The 18,691-nt window shown below is 74.9% G+C and carries 12 protein-coding genes; 2 read left to right on the top strand and 10 right to left on the bottom strand.

The features are described from left to right. Positions 1 to 2: 2 nt before the first annotated feature. From PH189_RS26140 to PH189_RS26155, 4 genes are read right to left on the bottom strand one after another with little or no spacing between them, the layout of a single operon-like run. Positions 3 to 1,664, bottom strand: a complete 1,662-nt coding sequence (locus PH189_RS26140) for an MFS transporter (RefSeq protein ID WP_274191786.1) — start codon at positions 1,662 to 1,664, stop codon at positions 3 to 5. A gap of 43 nt (positions 1,665 to 1,707) precedes the next feature. Continuing rightward, complete coding sequence (locus PH189_RS26145; RefSeq protein ID WP_274191787.1) at positions 1,708 to 2,370, bottom strand: TMEM175 family protein; 663 nt, start codon at positions 2,368 to 2,370, stop codon at positions 1,708 to 1,710. After that, entirely contained in the window at positions 2,367 to 2,993 is a 627-nt protein-coding gene (locus PH189_RS26150; protein WP_274191788.1) for a histidine phosphatase family protein, read from the bottom strand. The genes PH189_RS26145 and PH189_RS26150 overlap by 4 nt, the downstream gene beginning before the upstream one ends. Next, on the bottom strand, positions 2,990 to 3,418 hold the full coding sequence (locus PH189_RS26155) for an HIT family protein (RefSeq protein WP_274191789.1): 429 nt from the start codon (positions 3,416 to 3,418) through the stop codon (positions 2,990 to 2,992). Before PH189_RS26155 ends, PH189_RS26150 begins: the two co-directional genes overlap by 4 nt. A gap of 130 nt (positions 3,419 to 3,548) precedes the next feature. On the opposite strand from PH189_RS26155, the gene glgX reads away from it, so the two are divergent. Continuing rightward, entirely contained in the window at positions 3,549 to 5,762 is a 2,214-nt protein-coding gene (gene glgX, locus PH189_RS26160) for a glycogen debranching protein GlgX (protein WP_274191790.1), read from the top strand. Further along, a complete protein-coding gene (gene treY / locus PH189_RS26165) occupies positions 5,759 to 8,083 on the top strand; it encodes a malto-oligosyltrehalose synthase (protein WP_274191791.1) in 2,325 nt (774 codons plus the stop codon). The genes glgX and treY overlap by 4 nt, the downstream gene beginning before the upstream one ends. A gap of 12 nt (positions 8,084 to 8,095) precedes the next feature. Here treY and PH189_RS26170 read toward each other — a convergent pair whose 3' ends face one another. The 6 genes from PH189_RS26170 to PH189_RS26195 form a co-directional block, all read right to left on the bottom strand. Beyond that, positions 8,096 to 8,860: a ferric reductase-like transmembrane domain-containing protein gene (locus PH189_RS26170; protein ID WP_274191792.1), complete on the bottom strand. Its 765-nt coding sequence runs from the start codon at positions 8,858 to 8,860 to the stop codon at positions 8,096 to 8,098. 10 nt (positions 8,861 to 8,870) lie between these two features. Further along, a complete protein-coding gene (locus PH189_RS26175) occupies positions 8,871 to 9,053 on the bottom strand; it encodes a hypothetical protein (protein WP_274191793.1) in 183 nt (60 codons plus the stop codon). Between the two features lie 66 nt (positions 9,054 to 9,119). Further along, a complete protein-coding gene (locus PH189_RS26180; protein WP_274191794.1) occupies positions 9,120 to 9,410 on the bottom strand; it encodes a hypothetical protein in 291 nt (96 codons plus the stop codon). Between the two features lie 92 nt (positions 9,411 to 9,502). Beyond that, positions 9,503 to 12,277 (bottom strand): ATP-binding protein, encoded by a 2,775-nt coding sequence (locus PH189_RS26185; RefSeq protein WP_274191795.1) that lies wholly within the window; start codon positions 12,275 to 12,277, stop codon positions 9,503 to 9,505. Between the two features lie 172 nt (positions 12,278 to 12,449). Next, a complete protein-coding gene (locus PH189_RS26190; RefSeq protein ID WP_274191796.1) occupies positions 12,450 to 13,490 on the bottom strand; it encodes an aldo/keto reductase in 1,041 nt (346 codons plus the stop codon). Between the two features lie 87 nt (positions 13,491 to 13,577). Continuing rightward, positions 13,578 to 18,683: a SpoIIE family protein phosphatase gene (locus tag PH189_RS26195; protein WP_274191797.1), complete on the bottom strand. Its 5,106-nt coding sequence runs from the start codon at positions 18,681 to 18,683 to the stop codon at positions 13,578 to 13,580. Between the last annotated feature and the right edge of the window lie 8 nt (positions 18,684 to 18,691).

The following is an 18,691-nucleotide window of genomic DNA, read 5'->3' on the forward strand; positions in this document are numbered from 1 at the left end:
GGTCACGAGCGGGTGACGGTGCCGCGCGCTCGGGACGACCCCAGGCGGGCCGGCCGTACCGGGTGGCGGGTCGGGGCCTCGCGCTCGTCCCCCGGCACCTCCGGCACCTCCGGCGTGGTGACCTCGGCGGCGGGGTCGGGCGGGCGGCGCACGAGCCATGCCGAGGTGCCGGCGCCGATCAGCGCCAGCGCGCTGACCATCAGGAAGGCGACGACGTACCCGTGGTCCGACGCCCGCTGCGTGACCTCGAGGTACTGGGCGACCTGCGGGTCGAACGTGCGGGGCACCAGCCCGGTCTGCTCGGCGGCCTGGAGGGCGTTACGCAGCTCGACCCCGGACTCCGGAGTCAGCGGTGGGAGGCCCCGCTCCGCGATGCCGTCGGTGAGCGACGACAGGTAGGTCAGATGCAGCAGGGCGTAGAGCAGGGCGATCCCGACGGCCCCGCCGCCCTGCTCCGCGGTGGCGGAGACCCCCGAGGCCTGGCCGTGGTCGCTCTCGGGGACGGTGTCGAGGCCGACGGGGTCGTTGACGGTGAGCACCACGGCGAGGCCGAGCCCGTAGGTGACGAGCCCCGGCAGGAGCCACCGGAACTCGTTGGCGGGCATGCCGAGCGCGAGCAGGATCCCCGACAGGGCCAGGAGCCCGAACCCCACCACCAGCGGCGAGCGGCCACCGGTCGCGTCGTACCAGCGGCCCACCACGGGGGCGATCAGCACCATGGGCACCGTCGTGGAGAGCAGGGCGAGGCCGGCGAGCGCCGGATCCATCTGCAGGTTGAGCACGAGGGCGAGCGGCAGGATCAGCCCGAGACCCATCTCCGCCATGCCCGCGAGCCCCTGGCTGATCGTCGCCCCCCGGTAGTTGCGGCTCGTGGCCAGGAGCCGGAGATCGAGCAGCGGGTCGGCGACGCGCCGTTCCCGGCGGACGAACAGCACGGCCGCGACGAGGGCGACGACCAGCGGGATCACCACGTCGGGCGCCGCCCAGCCGTCGCTGGTCGTCTGGGCGAGCCCGAACACGAGCCCGACGAGCACGAGGCCGAGCAGGGCGGCACCGGGGAGGTCGACGTGCAGCCCCCGGCGTCGCGGACCGTCGGCCGGGACCGCGCGCAGCGTCGCCCACAGCGTGACGACGAGCAGCGGCAGGTTGACCAGGAGCACCGCGCGCCAGCTGAGCGCCGAGGTCAGCACCCCGCCGATCGTCGGGCCGAGCGCGCCCGCGGTCGCAGCGATCCCGCCCATCGCCCCCAGGGCCCGGCCGCGCTCGCGCGGGTCGAACGCGGCGGACAGGATCGCCACCGTCGCCGGGAGCATGAGCGCCCCGCCCGCGCCCTGGCACACCCGGGCGGCGAGCAGCACCCCGAAGCTCGGCGCCGCGCCGCCGACCGCCGAGGCCCCGGCGAACACCACCGCGCCGACGAGGAACACCCGGCGGCGTCCGAAGAGGTCACCGAGGCGCCCGCCCAGCACGAGCAGGCCGGCGAGGGGCAGCAGGCTCGCGGTGAGCACCCACTGCACGAGCAGCGCGCTCACGCCGAAGTCCTGGGCGATGTCGGGCAGCGCCAGAGGCACCGCCGTCTGGTCCACCAGGATCATCGCGTTGGCGAGCGTCATGGCCGCGAGGACCGTCCGTCGCCCGGCGCGCGACGTCGTCGACGAGCTCATGGGTGGAGCGTCGTCGCCGGGCCCACCCGTGGACAAGACCGCGTCATCGTCCGGCCGACCCCGTGAGCACGCGACGGGTCAGCGGGCGGAGCAGGCGGTCCAGCACCGGGCTGAGGAAGAGCAGCAGGATGGGCCAGTAACCCAGCCCCGGCGCCACCAGCGTCACGGCGAACACCACCACCAGTGCCAGCGTCGTGCCGCCGAACGACATGTCGCGCAGGCCTGCGCGGGCGGCAGGCCCGAGGGCGCGACTGATGAGCACGGTCATCCACGACAGCAGGGCGGCCGAGACGAGCAGGGTGCCGACGTAGAAGCGCAGCGTGAACGGATCCTCCGAGTACGCGCCGACCATCTCCGTCGGGAACGGCAGCACGACGATCGTCAGCAGCCACGCGAGGTTCCACTGCACCAGCGCGCGGCTCGCGGTCCTGGCCCGGGCGAACACCCGGTGGTGCGCCGCCCAGAAGCGCCCGATGACGAGGAAGCTCAGCAGGAAGCTCCCGATCGGCGCGAGGTTCTCGCGCAGCACCGTCAGACCGGTGGCCTCCGGACCCGCCGTCTCGGGCACCAGCTCGGCGAGCGGGAGGATCAGCAGGGTCAGAGCGATCGCGACGACGCCGTCGCTGAAGGCCAGCAGCCGCTCGGGGCCGAGCCGGTCCGGGTCGACGTCGGGGTCGACGTCGGGGATCGGCTCGGGGTCGGTCACCGCAGGTCCTCGACGTGCTGGATCTCGTTGACCGAGCTCACGCGGCGGGCCCCCGAGCGCGAGACGAGCACCCGGGACACCGAGGTGTGGTGCAGCGGGAACGTCAGCGGGCGCTCCAGGCCGAGGATCACCGCGAGATAGGTGTTGATCACGCCCGCGTGGCAGACGACGACGGCGCTGGCCCGCGGGTCCTGGCGGGCGGCGATCGCGTCGAGGGCGGCGACCACGCGCGACGTGAAGGCCGGCCCGTCGACGAACGACGGGTAGACGCCGGACCTGATGGCCTTCCAGTCCTCGTCGTCGGGGTCGCGCTCGTGCACGGGCCGGTAGGTGGGCCGGCCGCGGTCGAACTCGCAGAGGTCCTCGACGGCGGACGGCTCCGGGGCCCCGAGCAGGCGCACCGCCGGGTCGGCGGTCTCGCGCGACCGGCGCATCGTCGAGGTCACGATCTCGGTGACGTCGTCGCGCTCGGGCGTCGCGGCGAGCCACGCGGCGAAGCGCTCGGCCTGCCGGCGGCCCCGGGCCGAGAGGCCGGGGTCGGCGCCGACCCCCTCGTCCGGCCCGCCCGGCTCGACGGTGGCCGCGAGCGGCTCGCCGTGGCGGACCAGCACCAGCTGCGTCACGCCTCGGGCACGGCGGACCCGTGACCGGCGGCGCGGAGCCCGGCGCGGATCGACTCCGCGGCCCGGTCCATCCCGCCCTGGTCGGGGTCGCTCTCGGCCTGGCTGAAGTCGAACGCCTCGAGGCCCCAGGCGGGGTGCACGTGGACGTGGAGGTGCGGGACCTCGAAGCCCGCGACCATCAGCGCCACGCGCGGCGGCGACCAGGTGTCCCGGATCACGGAGCCGACGGCGCGGGCGACCGTCATGACGTGCTCGAGCAGGCCGTCCGGGGCGTCGAGCCACTGGTCGACCTCCTCCCGCGGTACCACCAGCACGTGTCCGGGGCCCAGGGGGTTGATCGAGAGGAAGGCGACCACGCGGTCGTCCGACCAGACGAAACGCCCCGGCAGCTCGCCGTTGATGATCTTCGTGAAGACGGTGGCCACGTCGGGGATCGTAACGACGCGTCCACGCGGCCGATCGGCACCGTCCGGAGGGCCCCGTATTCTCGGCCTGCGCATCGGGCACCCCGTCCAGCGTCTCCCCCTCACCCCGTTCTCCCCGGAGGAAGCCCTGATGCAGCCCTGGCCCGGCACGTCCTATCCACTGGGCGCGACCTACGACGGGGCCGGGACCAATTTCGCGCTCTTCAGCGAGGTCGCCGAGCACGTCACGCTGTGTCTGTTCGACGAGACCGGCGAGGAGATCCGGATCGTCCTGCCGGAGCGCGACGGGTTCGTCTGGCACGGCTACCTGCCGGGCATCGTTCCCGGGCAGCGCTACGGCTACCGCGTCGAGGGCCCGTACGACCCGGAGCAGGGGCTGCGCAGCAACAGCCACAAGCTGCTCATCGACCCGTACGCCAAGGCCCTCGACGGCACGCTCGGCACCACGTACGCGTGGGACGAGGCGCTCTTCTCGTACCACTTCGACGACCCCGACGAGGTCAACCACGACGACTCGGCGCACCACGTGCCCAAGTCCGTGGTGATCAACCCGTTCTTCGACTGGCACGACGACCGCCCCCCGCACACGCCGTACCACGACACCGTGATCTACGAGGCGCACGTCAAGGGGCTCACGCACCTCCACCCGGACGTCCCCGAGGAGATGCGGGGCACGTACTCCGGCGTGGCCCACCCGGCGACGATCGCCCACCTCCAGCGCCTCGGCATCACCGCGATCGAGCTCATGCCGGTGCACCAGTTCATCCACGACGACGCGCTGATCCAGCGCGGGCTGCGCAACTACTGGGGTTACAACACCGTCGCCTTCCTGGCCCCGCACTACGGCTACGCGACGCCGACGGCCACCGGGCGTCCGGCGCCGGGCGCGCACGTCCAGGAGTTCAAGGCGATGGTGCGCGACCTGCACGCCGCGGGCATCGAGGTGATCCTCGACGTCGTCTACAATCACACCGCCGAGGGCAACCACCAGGGCCCGACGCTGTCGATGCGCGGCATCGACAACCAGGCCTACTACCGCCTCGTCGAGGACGACGAGCGGTACTACATGGACTACACCGGCACCGGCAACTCGCTCAACGTCCGGCACCCGCACACGCTGCAGCTGATCATGGACTCGCTGCGGTACTGGGTCACCGAGATGCACGTCGACGGCTTCCGCTTCGACCTCGCGTCCACCCTCGCCCGCGAGTTCTACGACGTCGACCGGCTCTCGACGTTCTTCGACCTCGTCCAGCAGGACCCGGTGATCTCCCAGGTCAAGCTCATCGCCGAGCCCTGGGACGTCGGCCCCGGCGGCTACCAGGTGGGCAACTTCCCGCCCGGCTGGACCGAGTGGAACGGCAAGTACCGCGACACCGTCCGCGACTTCTGGCGCGGGACGCCCGGCACCATGGGCGAGTTCGCGGCGCGGCTCACCGGATCGTCGGACCTCTACCAGGACGACGGGCGGCGGCCGTACGCGTCGATCAACTTCGTCACCGCCCACGACGGCTTCACCCTCAACGACCTCGTCTCGTACAACGAGAAGCACAACGAGGCCAACGGCGAGGGCGGCGAGGACGGCGCCGACGACAACAACTCCTGGAACCACGGCGTCGAGGGCCCCACCGACGACGAGGCGATCCGCGAGCTCCGGCAGCGGCAGCGCCGCAACTTCCTGGCCACGCTGTTCCTGTCCCAGGGCGTGCCGATGGTGCTGCACGGCGACGAGATCGGGCGCACCCAGTACGGCAACAACAACGGGTACTGCCAGGACTCCGAGATCTCCTGGATGGAGTGGTCGCCGGAGAAGTCCGACTCCGAGCTGATGGACTTCACCGGCCGGGTCTCCGAGCTGCGCGCCTCCCACCCCGTGTTCCGGCGCCGGCGCTTCTTCAACGGGCGCACGATCCGGCCGGTCGCGGGCGACACCGAGGCCCAGCGCGACATCGCCTGGTACACCTCGTCGGGCGAGGAGATGACCGACCAGGACTGGGAGTCGAGCGAGGCGGCCGTGCTCACGGTGTTCCTCAACGGCGACGGCATCCTCGAGAGCGACGCCCGCGGGCAGCGCGTCGTCGACGACTCGTTCCTGCTGATCTTCAACGCCCACTACGAGGACGTCGACGTCACGCTCCCCGGCGAGGGCTTCCCGCACCGCTGGGCCGTCGTGCTCGACACCACGACCGGCGAGGTCGTCGTCGGCACCGCCCGCACGATCCAGACCAGGGCGGCCCCGAGCCTGCCCGAGGACCTCCCCGAGCACGTCGGGGGCGACGTCCTCACGGTCACGGCGCGTTCGATGCTGCTGCTGCAGCGCACCGACCTGACGGAGCAGTCGTGAGCATCCCGGCGTCCACCTACCGGCTGCAGCTCTCCCCCGCACAGGACTTCGCGGCCGCCCGCGGGCTCGTCGACTACCTCGAGTCCCTCGGCGTCGGGGCCCTGTACTGCTCGCCGATCCTGCAGGCCGCGCCGGGGTCGACGCACGGCTACGACGTCGTCGACCCGACGCGGGCCAACGACCAGCTGGGCGGCGAGTCCGGGCGGCGCGACCTCGTCGCCACCCTGCGGGCCGCAGGGCTGGGCGTGCTGGTCGACCTCGTGCCCAACCACATGGGCGTCGCGGTCCCCGAGGCCAACCCGTCGTGGTGGTCGCTGCTGCGCGACGGGCCCGACTCGGAGTACGCGTCCTGGTACGACGCGGACCTGTCGCAACCACTCCTGATCCCCGTGCTCGGGTCGCCCGACGACGTCTCCGCGCTGGAGCTCGTCGACGGCGAGCTGCGCTACTACGAGCACCGCTACCCCGTGGCGCCCGGGACCGGGGAGGGGTCGCCGCAGGAGGTGCACGAGCGCCAGCACTACCGGCTCGTGCACTGGCGGCGCGGCAACGCCGAGCTCACCTACCGGCGCTTCTTCGACGTCTCCGACCTCGCCGCGGTCCGCGTCGACGACCCGGCGGTCTTCGACGCCACCCACGCCGAGGTGCTGCGCTGGCGCGCCGCGGGCCAGCTCGACGGCCTGCGCATCGACCACCCCGACGGTCTGTCCGCCCCCGGCGCCTACCTGCGGCGGCTCCGCGCCGCGCTGGGCGACGAGGCGTGGCTGCTCGTCGAGAAGATCCTCGGTCCGGACGAGACGCTGCCCCTGTCCTGGCCCGCCGACGGCACCACGGGCTACGAGGCGCTGCGCGAGATCGGCGGCCTGTTCGTCGACCCGCGCGGCGAGGCGCTCGTCGACGCGGTCACCGCCGAGCACACGGGCGTCCGCGAGGGCCTCTCCCCCACCGAGCACGCGGCGCGGCGCCTGGTCACCGACGAGATCCTCGTCGCCGAGGTGCGGCGCATCGCGGCCCTGGTGCCCGGGGACGACGACCCCGAGAAGGTGCGCGACGCCGTCGCGGAGCTCCTGTGCTCGTTCCCGGTCTACCGCTCCTACCTGCCCGAGGGCCGTTCGTCCCTGGACCGCGCGGCCGACACCGCGGCGACGGCACGCCCCGAGCTCGCCGGGATCGTCCGCACGATCCACGCCGGCATGCTCGCCGAGCCCGACGGGGCGCTGACGCGGCGCATCGAGCAGACCAGTGGGATGGTCACCGCCAAGGGCGTCGAGGACACCACGTTCTACCGCTGGAACCGGTTCGTCGCGCTCAACGAGGTCGGCGGGGCCCCCGACCGCTTCGGCGTCGCCGCCACCGAGTTCCACGCCCGCGCCGCCGCCCGGGACGCCGCGACCCCGGCGACGATGACCACCCTCTCGACGCACGACACCAAGCGCTCCGAGGACGTCCGCGCGCGGCTCGCCGTGCTCAGCGAGCTCACCGCCGAGTGGGGCGCGTTCCTGCGCACCGCGTCGGCGCGCCATCCCCTCCCTTCGCCGTCCCTGGAGCTGCTCGCCTGGCAGTCGGTGCTCGGGGCGTGGCCGATCACCGAGGAGCGCCTCGCGGGCTACCTGACGAAGGCGTCGAAGGAGGCGAAGCTGGTCACCTCGCACGTGGATGCCGTGCCCGAGGTCGACGAGGCGATCGCGGCCTGGCCCGGGCAGGTGCTCGGCGACCCCGAGGCCGTCGCGGAGATCGAGGCGTTCGTCGCCGCGATCGGCGGGCACGGGCGGTCGAACGCGCTGGGCCAGAAGCTCCTGCAGCTCGCCGGGCCCGGTGTCCCCGACGTCTACCAGGGCACCGAGCTCTTCGAGTACTCGCTCGTCGACCCCGACAACCGGCGTCCCGTCGACTTCGACCTGCGTCGCCGGCTGCTCGAGCGCCTCGACGGTGGCTGGATGCCCTCGCTCGACGCCGACGAGCCGGACGAGCTCGCGGCGGTGAAGCTCGCGGTCACCTCCGCGGCGCTGCGCCTGCGGCGCTTCCGGCCGGAGCTGTTCACCGGCTACGCGCCGCTGCCCGCCTCCGGGCCGGCCGCGTCGCACGCGGTCGCGTTCGCCCGCGGGGGCCCGGCCGGTCGCGAGCGCCTCGTGGCCGTCGCGACCCGTCTCCCGGTCGGTCTGGAGGCGTCCGGGGGCTGGCGCGACACCGTCCTGCCCCTGCCCGCCGCCGCGGACGACTGGACCGACGTCGTCACCGGCCGGCCCGTCGACGGCTCCGCGCCTGCCCTGGGCGCGCTCCTGGACCGCTTCCCGGTCGCGCTGCTGGTCCGCCCCGCCTGACCCGGGCGGGGATCACCGGCGACGCGGCCTCGGGGGCAGGGCCACGGTCGGGGCCTCCGGCCCGCCGAGTGTGTCGGTCTGCGCCTCGTCCTCGGCGGGCGAGCCCGGAGCCGGTGAGGGTGCCGCCCGGGGGACGACGCGCATCTCCCGGACCACGGGCTGGGCGCCGGTGGCGTGGTCGGCCGCGCGCCGGGCCTCGGCGGGGTCGGTGCGGCCCCGGTCGGCGAGCGGCACGTCGGCCGCGGCGCGCCGCCGCGAGGCTCGCCGGAAGAGCAGGCCGGCGACGACCAGCGCGCTCGCCAGGAGCGGGACGACGAGGGTCCACCAGGTGCCGCCCCGGAACGACGCGTTGACCACCGCGTGGGCGACGGCCACCGGGAAGCAGACGTACGAGGTCCAGTGCACGACGAGCCACGCGCGCTTGGACAGGTGGCGGCGCAACGAGCTCGAGATCACGACGGCGAGCAGCAGGTCGAGCGCGACGGCCCCGAGCCCCACCGGCCACGGGTTGAACGACGCCGTGCCCGGGACGACGACGTGGAACCACCGCAGCGGCAGGTACGGCGTCACGAGCACGGCGACGACGTGCAGCGCGACGAACACCACGGTGATCAGCGCGAGGTTCCGGTGCAGCGCCACGACCACGAAGCGCGGCATCGCCTTCGCGGTGGCCCTGCTCATCGACGTGTTGTGCAGCGCGCCGAGCGCGAGCACCACACCCATGAGCAGGAGGGAGACGAGCCCGAGGGCCCGCGAGACGTTCCAGAGCTCGATCACCGGTGAGCGCTCAGCGGTACTCGGCCGTCGTGACCCGCGGGACGTCGGCGGCGGTGGAGGACGCCGAGATCCCGGCGTGCAGGCCGACCACCAGCATGGCGGCGGCGACCGTGATCCAGGCCGTCAGCTCGACGATCGTGCGCTTGTTCTGCTCGTGCTGTGCGAGCTTCGCGCTCCGGCCACCCGACGCCACTGCGACCTCCCGCTTCGACTCCCTCCAGGATGACCGATTGCGGAGTGTGGTCGGGGAGGAGGCCGGTCAGCCGACGGGTGTCGGGACCCAGCTCCGGAGCACCTCGAGACCCAGGACCTCGGGCCGTCCGGCCGGCTCCGGCCCGAGCAGGCGGGCGAACGCGGGGCCGAGCCGTTCGGACAGGAAGCGCTCGGCGTCCTCCCGCGAGGTCCACAGCGTGACCACCCGCAGGTCCCCGTTCTCGGTCCGACCGCACCACCGACCCTTCATCCCCTCGGGCGTGCCGGCGTCGGCGGTCACCGCGTCGAACTGCTCGACGGTCCGCAGCGGCGGGGTCGCGATCAGCATCCAGGACATGGGTCCTCCTCGTCTCCGGCGGCCCGGGTCGGCCGCGCGGACGACGCTAGGGACGCCCGCCGCTGCGGACATCCGGTGAACCACGGAGCCCGCTACGGACTCCGGTCACGCACCACGCGGGCAGCCACGCCGCTGCGGGAGGAGACACCGAGCTTGGCGAGGACGTGCTGCACGTGGCTCTCGACCGTCCGCTCGGAGACGACGAGCCGGCTCGCGATCTGGCGGTTCGTCAGGCCCTCGGAGACCAGCGCGGCCACCTCCGCCTCCCGCGGGCTCAGCTCGTGGTGCCGCGCCGGCCGGAGCCGGTCGGCGAGCGCCGTCGTGCGATCGACCCAGGCGGCCATGCCGAGGGCGCGGGCGAGCCGATCCGCGTCCCGCGCGGCGACGACGGCACGGTCGTGGTCGCCCGCCGCGCCGCGCCCGTGCAGCGCGAGCGCGAGGTGGTACTGCGCCTCGGCGACGAACCCCGCTGCCCCCGCGCGGTCGGCCGCCTCCACCGCGGCGTCGAGGTCCTCGACCGCGGCGTCGAATCGACCGAGGTCCAGGGCACCGCGGCCGAGGGTCAGCTCGACGGGACCGAGGAAGAACACCCCCGTGCCCGCGGCGAATCGGCCACGCCACCGCTCGAGGCCCTCGAGCAGGACCGCCAGGTCGTCGTCCAGGCCGAGCTCCCCGCAGAGCGCCGCCGCCGAGGCCTGGATCGACACCACGAAGAACACGGGCAGCGACCACATCGCGAGCGCCCCCGCCCGACGGTAGGAGGCCGCGGCCTCGTCCCGCCGACCGGCGGCCAGGAGGAGGCTCGCCCGCGCGATCCGCATCTGGGTCCGGAAGCGCGGCGGCGGGTCGAAGTCCTGGTCCAGGAAGCGCCGGGCCTCCGGACGCACCCCCACGTGGCGGGCCAGGGCGACATGGAGCCCGAAGAACGCGCCGCTCGCCGGTGCCGGCTCCACCGGCCGCATCCGCGCGAACCCCTGTGCGGCGGCGGCCGCCGCGTCCTCGAAGCGACCCTGCGCCTGCGCGACGCAGGCGCCGACCCGGTGGAGATGCCAGGCCGGGACGGGCCCGCCGACCCGGTCGACGACGCCCCCCAGGACCGGGAGCGCGTCGGCGGCCTCGCGCAACCGTCCGGCCTCGACGAGCGTGTCGATCCTCCACAGCTCGCCCCACATGGCGGTGCGGGCACTCCCGGTGCGACGCCCCAGCGCGATCATCTCGGTGGCCAGCTCCGCGCGCTCGTCCCGGCCCGCCGGCCCGGGACAGGCCTCGTGACGGGCGCGGAGCGCCGCGGCCAGCGCGCCGTCGTCCCCGGTGATCCGGGCCAGCGTGAGCGACGCGGTGCTGAGCCGACCGACGAGGTCCTGCTCGCCGTCGTAGAACGCGAGCTGGCTACGTCGCGCGAGCAGGCGGGCGCGCAGCGCGCCCCCCGGGATGTCGGCCAGCGCCTCCTCCGTGAGCCGCTCCGCGACGGCGTCGACCGACGGGTCCGGGACCGCGTCGAGGACGAGCGCGGCCTCGGCCACCAGGTCCGGACGCCCCGCGGCCCGGGCCGCAGCCGCGGCCGCCTCGACGGCGGCCACCGCGGTGCCCAGGTCACCGGCGGCCTGGGCCGCCCGCCCGCGCGCCACCTGGAGCTCGCTCCGCGCGGCGTCCGGCGGGCCCGGTGTGATCGCGAGCGCGACCTCGTAGAGCCGGGCCCCCTCTGCGGGGGCGAGGCGGGCGACGGCGTCCGCCGCCGCCCGGACCGTCCACGCGCGGGCGCGGTCGGCCTCGCCGTGGGGCGCCAGCTCGCGCCAGTGCCGGGCGATGTCCGCGAGGTGCTCGGCGAGATCACCGGCGTGCCGGGCCTCGGTGGCCTCCGCGACCGCCCGGTGCCGGGACAGCCGCTCGCCGGTGGTCAGCGAGGCCTCGACGGAGTCTCGGGTCAGGGCGTGGACGAAGCGGTACTCGCCGGGGCCGATCTCGTCGACCAGCCCGTGCGCCCGCACCTCGTCGAGCCACGGGAGGCACGCCGCGACCGGCTCGTCGAGTGTGGCGGCGAGGAGCGGGAGCGTGAAGTCCCGACCGGCGACCGCCGCGGTCTGCACGAGACGTCGCCCGTCGGGCCCGAGGCGGTCGAGTCGGGCGGCGACGACGTCGAGCACGGTGCGCGGGGGCCGGTCGGCCCGCCACGATCCGTCGGCCATCGCCCGCGCGATCTCGCGGACGAACAGCGGGTTCCCGCCGGTGACGTCGAGGACGGTGTGCGCGGTGGCGTCGTCGGTGCCGGCGGCGAGCTGGGTGCGGACCTCGTCGAGGTCGAACCCACGCAGGTCGAACCGCTCGGCGCCGGGGGCGCCGGCGAGGTCCGGCAGCATCCGCGGGAGCAGGCTGCCCGGGTCGGCGTCCCGGTAGGCGGCAACGAGCAGGACGCGGGCCGCGGCCGCCGCCGTCGCGGCGTGCCGGAGGACGGCCAGGGAGGCCTCGTCACCGCGGTGGATGTCGTCGACGACCACCACGAGCCCGTCGGGTTCCCCCGCCGCGCGCAGGGCGGCGACGACGTCCTCGACGACCCGGAAGCGGTCCTCGGGCGACGACGCGTCACCGACGAGCACGTCGACGTCCGCACCGATGCTGCGCAGCACCTGGCGCCACGGCCAGAGCGCGGGCGCCCCGGTCGCCTCCGCGCAGCGCGCCCAGGCGACGGCCGTGCCGCGCGCGAGGGCCCGGCCCGCGAGCTCCTGGGCCAGCCGGGTCTTGCCGATCCCCGGTTCGCCCGCGCAGAGGACGAGACGCCCCGAGCCGGCGCGCGCCGTGTCGAGCCAGCCCTCCAGGAGCTCCAGCTCGCGGGCCCGCCCCACCAGCGCACCGCTCGCGGCGGCCATCATCAGCCGCCGGGCAGGTGCACGCGGCCCGCGGCGGCGCCCGCGAGGCTCCCCCTCGGGCGCGGTCCGTCGGTGACCTGCTGCGACATCGACGGTGCTCCCCCCGGGTGGTCCTCCGCCCCAGTGTCGCGCCGGGGCGGAGGTGGCACCAGGAGGTCACGCCAGGAGGCCGTCCTCAGCCGAGCAGCGAGGCGTCGGCGGGCGAGAGCCGGTCGGTGATCGTGTTCTTCTGGTGCCAGTAGGGGTAGAGCAGCGGCGTCGCGCTGACCTCGTCGAGGCGGGCGACCTCGTCGTCGGTCAGGGCGAGCTCGGCGGCGGCGAGGTTGTCGGCCAGCTGCTCCTCGGTGCGCGCACCGACGACCAGCGAGGTGACGGCCGGCTTGCGCAGCAGCCAGGCGTTGGCCACCTGCGCGACCGACACCCCGTGGGCGTCGCCGACCTCGGCGGCCACCTCGATGATGTCGTAGAGGCGCTCGCGGTCGTGCACCGGCGGCTCCGACCACTCGCCGAGGTGGCGCGAGGTCTCGGGGTCGTCCTGGCCGCGGCGGAACTTGCCCGAGAGCAGCCCGCCGGCGATCGGGCTCCACACGAGAATGCCGAGGCCCTGGTCGATCGAGACGGGGACCAGCTCGTTCTCGGCCTCGCGGGCCTGCAGCGTGTAGTGGATCTGCTGGGAGACGAAGCGCTGGAACTCGCCGCGCTCCGAGACCGCGAGCGCCTTCATGATGTGCCACGCCGAGTAGTTCGAGCAGCCGATGTAGCGGATCTTGCCCTTGCTCACGAGGGTGTCCAGCGCCTCGAGGGTCTCCTCGAGCGGCGTCACGCCGTCCCAGCCGTGCAGCTGGAAGAGGTCGATGTGCTGCACGTCGAGGCGGCGCAGGCTGTTCTCGACGCTGGCCACGATGTGCTGGCGCGAGGCGCCGGCGTCATTGGGGTCGTCGCTCATCGGGAAGCGGCACTTGGTGGCGATCAGCAGGTCGTCGCGGTGGTTCTTCGTGGCCTGGCCGACGATCTCCTCGGACACGCCCGCCGAGTACATGTCGGCGGTGTCGACGAGGTTGACGCCGTGGTCGACGCACAGGTCGATCTGGCGGGTGGCGCCCTCGACGTCGGTGGCGCCGAGCTTGGAGAACCCGCCCTTGCCGCCGAAGGTCATCGTGCCCATGGTCATCGTCGAGACCTTCAGTCCCGACCGTCCGAGCGTGCGGTACTCCATGCTCTCCGAGTTCCCCCGACCGCGTCGGCGGGAACGTGTCACGGGCGGGGACGCGGCCGCTCGTGAGGTCGGCCGGCAGCCCCGCCGTCACTCCTCCGTCGGGAGCGCCATCGCGAGCACGCGGGCCGGCGCGCTGCCCGGGGCGGTGAGCAGGGCGGTGTCCGCACCGGCCCGCCGCGCCGCCTGCAGCACCTCCAGGACGAGGCCGACGCCGGCACTCGCGAGGTAGCCGACGGCGCGCAGGTCGACCTCCAGGCGCCCGCGGCCGTCGATGGGCCCGAGCATCGCCTCGCGGCAGGCGGCCGCGGCGGCGAGGTCCATGTCGCCGGTCAGCACGAGACGGCGTGCCGACCCGTCGTCCTCGACGGTGACGGCCGCGGGAGTGCCCGGCGGCGGGACCACGACGTCGGCGGCGTCCTCCCGCTCGTCCGTGCGAATCTCGGCCGGCTCCTCGGGGCCCGGGCCGACCATGCGGAAGGTGACCTCGGTGCCGCCGCCGGGACGCGGCGTCACCTTCGCGTCCTCGGTGAGCTCCCGGACGATCTTCAGCCCGCGCCCGCGGTACCCGGGGTCGAGCGGCGCGGGACGCCAGGTCCCCCGGTCGCGGACGACGGCCTCGACGGCGCCGTCGGCGCGGCGGGCCAGCCGCACGTCGACCTGTCCGGACCCGTCGCCGTCGCGGTAGGCGTGCTCGACGGCGTTCGTCGCGGCCTCGCCCAGCGCGAGCTGGAGGTCCTCGAAGGTGATCTCGGGCAGGCCCGCCGCCCGCGACCACCGGGTGACCCGGCGGCGCAGAAGAGCGAGGGAGTCGGGCCGGGCGGGGAGGTCGAGCTCCAGGGGCGGCGGCGCCAGCCGGGCGACGACGAGGGCCACGTCGTCCGAGTGGGAGTCGAGGTCGCGCAGCAGCGCGCTCGCCATCGGCCCCGGGCCGGCCGCCCGGTGCTCCTCGGCGGCGTCGGCGAGCCGGGCGAACCCCTCGTCGAGGGCCTCGCCGCGTCGTTCGACGAGGCCGTCGGTGTAGAGCACGAGGACCGCGCCGGGCTCGAGGGTGGTCACGGCCTCGCCGTGGTCGCGGTGCCCCGGCGGGAGACCGAGCAGTGGCCCGTGGCCGGAGGGGTCGTCCAGGTAGCGCACCGCGGCGCCGTCCGCGCCGACGAGCAGCGCGGGCAGGTGGCCGGCGCGGGCCCAGCGCAGCTCGCCGCTGCTCGTGTCGAGGGTCAGGCACATCGCCGTCGAGGCCCGCGAGCCCGGAATGCGCGAGGTCAGCCCGTCGAGCAGGCCGAGGGCCCGGGCGGGGCCGTGCCCGGCGAGCAGGTAGCCGGACAGGGCGGTGCGGAGCTGCCCCATCACCGCGGCGGCGCCGGTGCCCTGACCGACGACGTCACCGACGGCGATCGCGACGCGGTGCTCGTCGAGCTCGACGACGTCGTACCAGTCGCCGCCGGCCTGCGTGCCCGTCGCGCCGGGCAGGTAGCGCGCTGCGAGCCCGAGCCGGTCGAGCGCGGGCAGGCCCTGGGGCAGCAGGCTGCGTTGGAGGGTGTCGGCGATCTGATGCTCGGCGCGGTAGAGCCGGGCCCGGTCCAGCGCCATCGCGCACGGCTCGGCGAGCGCCTCGAGGGTGATCCGCTCGGTGCGCAGCACGCGCGCCCGGTCGGGCAGGCCGACGCCGATCGCGCCCACGGTGGTGCCCGCCGCCACGAGGGGCAGGGCGACCGCCCCGCGCACCCCCGAGCGCCGCAGGAGGTCGTGGAGGGCGGGGTCGCCGTGGTCCGACGCGGGGTGCCCCGGGGAGTCCACCAACCACAGCGGCTCACCGGAGCTCACCGCGGTGCCGACCATCGTCGCCTGCTCCTGGCCCGCGGTGACCGTGGGCGGGTCGATGTTGCGGGCCGCGAGCGGGGTCAGCGTGCGCGCCCCCGGCTCGTACTCGAAGACCGCGACGCGCGCCGAGGCCCCGAAGAGCGCGCGGAGGTGCTCGACGGTCACGTCGGCCACCTCGATCGGGGTCGCCGCGGCCGAGAGCTCGCTCGTGGCCCGCTGGAGCAGCGACAGGCGCTCGGCGACCGCGCGCTCCTCGGCGAGCAGCAGGGCGTTGTCGAGCGCGAGGGCGGCGCGCCCGGCGATCTCCTCGACGAGGTCGCGGTCCTCCTCGGTCCAGTCCGGCCCCTCCGGCGAGCGCTCGAGGGACAGGATCGCCACGACACGGTCGCGGACCGTCAGCGGGAGGTGCAGCGCACCGGCCGCCGCGACCGGCGCGCGGCGCGCCAGCGCCTCCCGCTCCCCGTCGCCGACCGAGTCGGCGGACACCGGCTCGGCCACGCGGGAGCCCGACGGTGCCTCCGTGCGCACGGCGACGTGGGCGGCGCCGGGCTGGCCCTCGTCGTCCACGGGACGGGCGGAGGCGCGCGCGGCGAGACGGACCTCGACGAGCAGGCGAACCAGGAGCTCGAGCCGGTCGACGACCTCGGTCTCTCCGTCGAGCTCCGCGCCGATCCGGGCGAGCAGCCGCTGGCGGTCGGCCTCGAGCGCCCGGACGTTGACGTCGATGCAGCTACCGACCCACCCCGACGGCCCGTCCTCGCCGGGCAGGGCGACGGCCTGCTCCACCACCCGGTGGTAGACGCCGTCGGCGCGCCGCAGCCGGTACTCGACCTCCCAGCCGAGGCCCGCCGCCATGGCCTCGGCGGTGATCGCGCGGTACTGCTCCCGGTCGTCGGGGTGCAGGCCGTCGCGCCAGTCCTCGCCGAGGTCCTGGGCCGGGTCGCGGCCGGTGAAGCGGCGCCAGCCCGCGTTGTGGAACGTGCGGCCGCCGTCGGGGTCGGCCACCCAGATCATCGCCGGCGCGAGGTCGGCCATCGCGGTGAAGCGGACCTCCGCCCGGCGGCGCGCGCGGCCGAGCTGCAGGTGCGCGTCCACGCGGGCGAGGAGCTCGGGCGCGGTGAAGGGCTTGACCAGGTAGTCGTCGGCCTGGGCCGCCAGCCCCTGGACGGCCTCCTCCTCCCCCGCGCGGGCCGAGAGCAGCAGGACCGGCACCCGCGCGGTCCGCTCGTCGGCGCGCAGGCCCGCGAGCAGGGCGAGACCGTCCCGGCGCGGCATCATCACGTCGGAGACGACGAGGTCCGGCGGGTCGGCGAGCGCCGCCTCCAGCGCCTCCTCGCCGTCCGCGGTCAGCCGCACGTCGTGGCGCGGCGCGAGCAGGCGTCGCAGGTAGGCCCGCATGTCGGCGTTGTCGTCGGCCACGAGGACGCGCCCCCGCGTGCTCTCGCTCGCGGGCGGGCCGGCGGGCGCCTCGGGGGTCGGCAGCTCGGCGTCGGTCGACCCCGGGTCGTCGGGCAGCCAGCGCAGCGCCTCGGCGACGAACGACTCGGCGTCCGCCGAGGGCTCCAGGGGCTCGGTCGCGGTGAGTTCCGGCGTGCTTGCCGCCGAGCCGGTGCCGCCCGTCGGCGCCACGATCTCCATCCGGTGCGCCCGCCCGAACGGGATCGTCACCGTCATCGTGGTGCCCACACCCGGCTCGCTGGTCGCGACGACCTCGCCGTCGTGCAGCCCGACGAGCTCGCGCACCAGCGCCAGGCCGATGCCGCTGCCCTCGCCGGAGCGCGCACCGGGGCTCTCGACGCGGTGGAAGCGCTCGAACAGGCGCGGCAGCTCGTCGGCGGGCACCCCGACACCCGTGTCCTCGACGTGCAGGACCGCGGCGTCCGCGGTCGCCTCCACGCGCACCGAGACCCGTCCGGAGGCGGTGAACTTCAGGGCGTTGGAGAGCAGGTTGAGCACGACCTTCTCCCACGCGTCCCGGTCGAGCAGGACCGGTCGGCCCACCGGCGGGCAGTCGACGACGTAGTCGAGGCCCGCGCGCGCCATCGCGGAGGCGAACACCGCCGCGAGCTCCGCGGTGGCCGAACCGAGGTCGACGGGCACGGGGTGGGTCTGGCGCCGGCCGGCCTCGAGCCGCGAGAAGTCGAGGAGGCTGTTGACCATCCGCCCGAGGCGCTGGCCGTTGCGGTGCACCACGTCGAGCTCGGCGCGCCAGCGCTCGGGATCCACCTCGGGCGCGGCGCGCAGCTCGGCGACCGGGCCCATGATCAGGGTCAGCGGGGTGCGGAACTCGTGGCTGACGTTGGAGAAGAAGTCGGTCTTCGCGCGGTCGAGCTCGGCGAGGGCCTCGGCGCGGCGTCGTTCGGCCTCGTAACCGCCCGCGTGGGCGAGCCCCGCCGTGATCTGGCCGCCGAGCAGCTGCAGGAAGCTCGAGGTGCGCTCGTCGAACTCCCGGTGGGGGTTGACGCCTGCGACGAGCACCCCGGCGACCCCGTCGCCCTCGGCGCCCGACGCCGCCGCGAGCGGGACGAGCACCGCCTGCGTGGCCGGTCGGGCCCACGCGCCGTGGGGCACGTCGCCGTCGATCCGCGCACCCAGGCCCTCGACGAGCACCGTCTCGCCCGCCCGCACCCGGTCCAGCGGCCAGGGACCGGCCCCGGGCTCGATCACCTCGGCCGCGATCGCCGAGCCGCGCTCCGCGCCCGCGCTCGCCGCCAGCCGCGCCGGCCCGGCGTCGTCGTCGAACAGGTAGACGAGGCCGAACGGCAGGTCGCGGTCGTTGTCGACCAGCGTGCGCTCGACCGCGCGGAGCACCTCGTCCTCGGAGCGGGTACTGCCCATCGCGGTCGCGAGATCCCGCATCGTCGCCATCTGCCGGTCACCGATGACACGGTCCGTGTTCTCGGTGACCACGCAGAGCATTCCGCGAATGGTGCCGTCCGTGTCGGCGAGCGGGCTGTACGAGAAGGTGTGGTAGGTCTCCTCGGGGTAGCCGCTGCGCTCCAGGAAGAGCAGCAGGTCCTCGTCCCAGGTCGCGACGCCCGTCTCGAGCACCGACGCGATGCGCGGCCCGATGTCCGGCCAGATCTCCGACCACATGACGCGGGCCGGCTTGCCCAGCGCCCAGGGGTGCTTCGACTGCAGCGTGTCGCGCCAGTACGCGTCGTTGTAGAAGCACGTGAGCTCGGGACCCCAGGCCATCCACATGGAGAAGCGCGAGGTCAGGAGCATCTGCACGACGGTGCGCAGCGGGGTGGGCCAGCTCTCCGGCTCGCCGAGGGGTGTGGCGCTCCAGTCGACCGACGCCATGTCGGCGCCGACGCGGCCGCCGCCCGCGAACAGCGCAGGCGTGCCGGGGTCAGCGTTGCCGCCCATCGACCACC

The sequence above is a fragment of the Actinomycetospora chibensis genome (assembly GCF_028737215.1).
Classification (GTDB): domain Bacteria; phylum Actinomycetota; class Actinomycetes; order Mycobacteriales; family Pseudonocardiaceae; genus Actinomycetospora; species Actinomycetospora chibensis.

Bases quoted from the DNA above. Each gene is read 5' to 3' on its own strand.
- PH189_RS26140 (WP_274191786.1), bottom strand. From the start codon at position 1,664: ATGAGCTCGTCGACGACGTCGCGCGCCGGGCGACGGACGGTCCTCGCG.
- glgX (WP_274191790.1), top strand. From the start codon at position 3,549: ATGCAGCCCTGGCCCGGCACGTCCTATCCACTGGGCGCGACCTACGAC.
- PH189_RS26180 (WP_274191794.1), bottom strand. From the start codon at position 9,410: ATGTCCTGGATGCTGATCGCGACCCCGCCGCTGCGGACCGTCGAGCAG.
- PH189_RS26185 (WP_274191795.1), bottom strand. From the start codon at position 12,277: ATGATGGCCGCCGCGAGCGGTGCGCTGGTGGGGCGGGCCCGCGAGCTG.
- PH189_RS26190 (WP_274191796.1), bottom strand. From the start codon at position 13,490: ATGGAGTACCGCACGCTCGGACGGTCGGGACTGAAGGTCTCGACGATG.
- PH189_RS26195 (WP_274191797.1), bottom strand. From the start codon at position 18,683: ATGGGCGGCAACGCTGACCCCGGCACGCCTGCGCTGTTCGCGGGCGGC.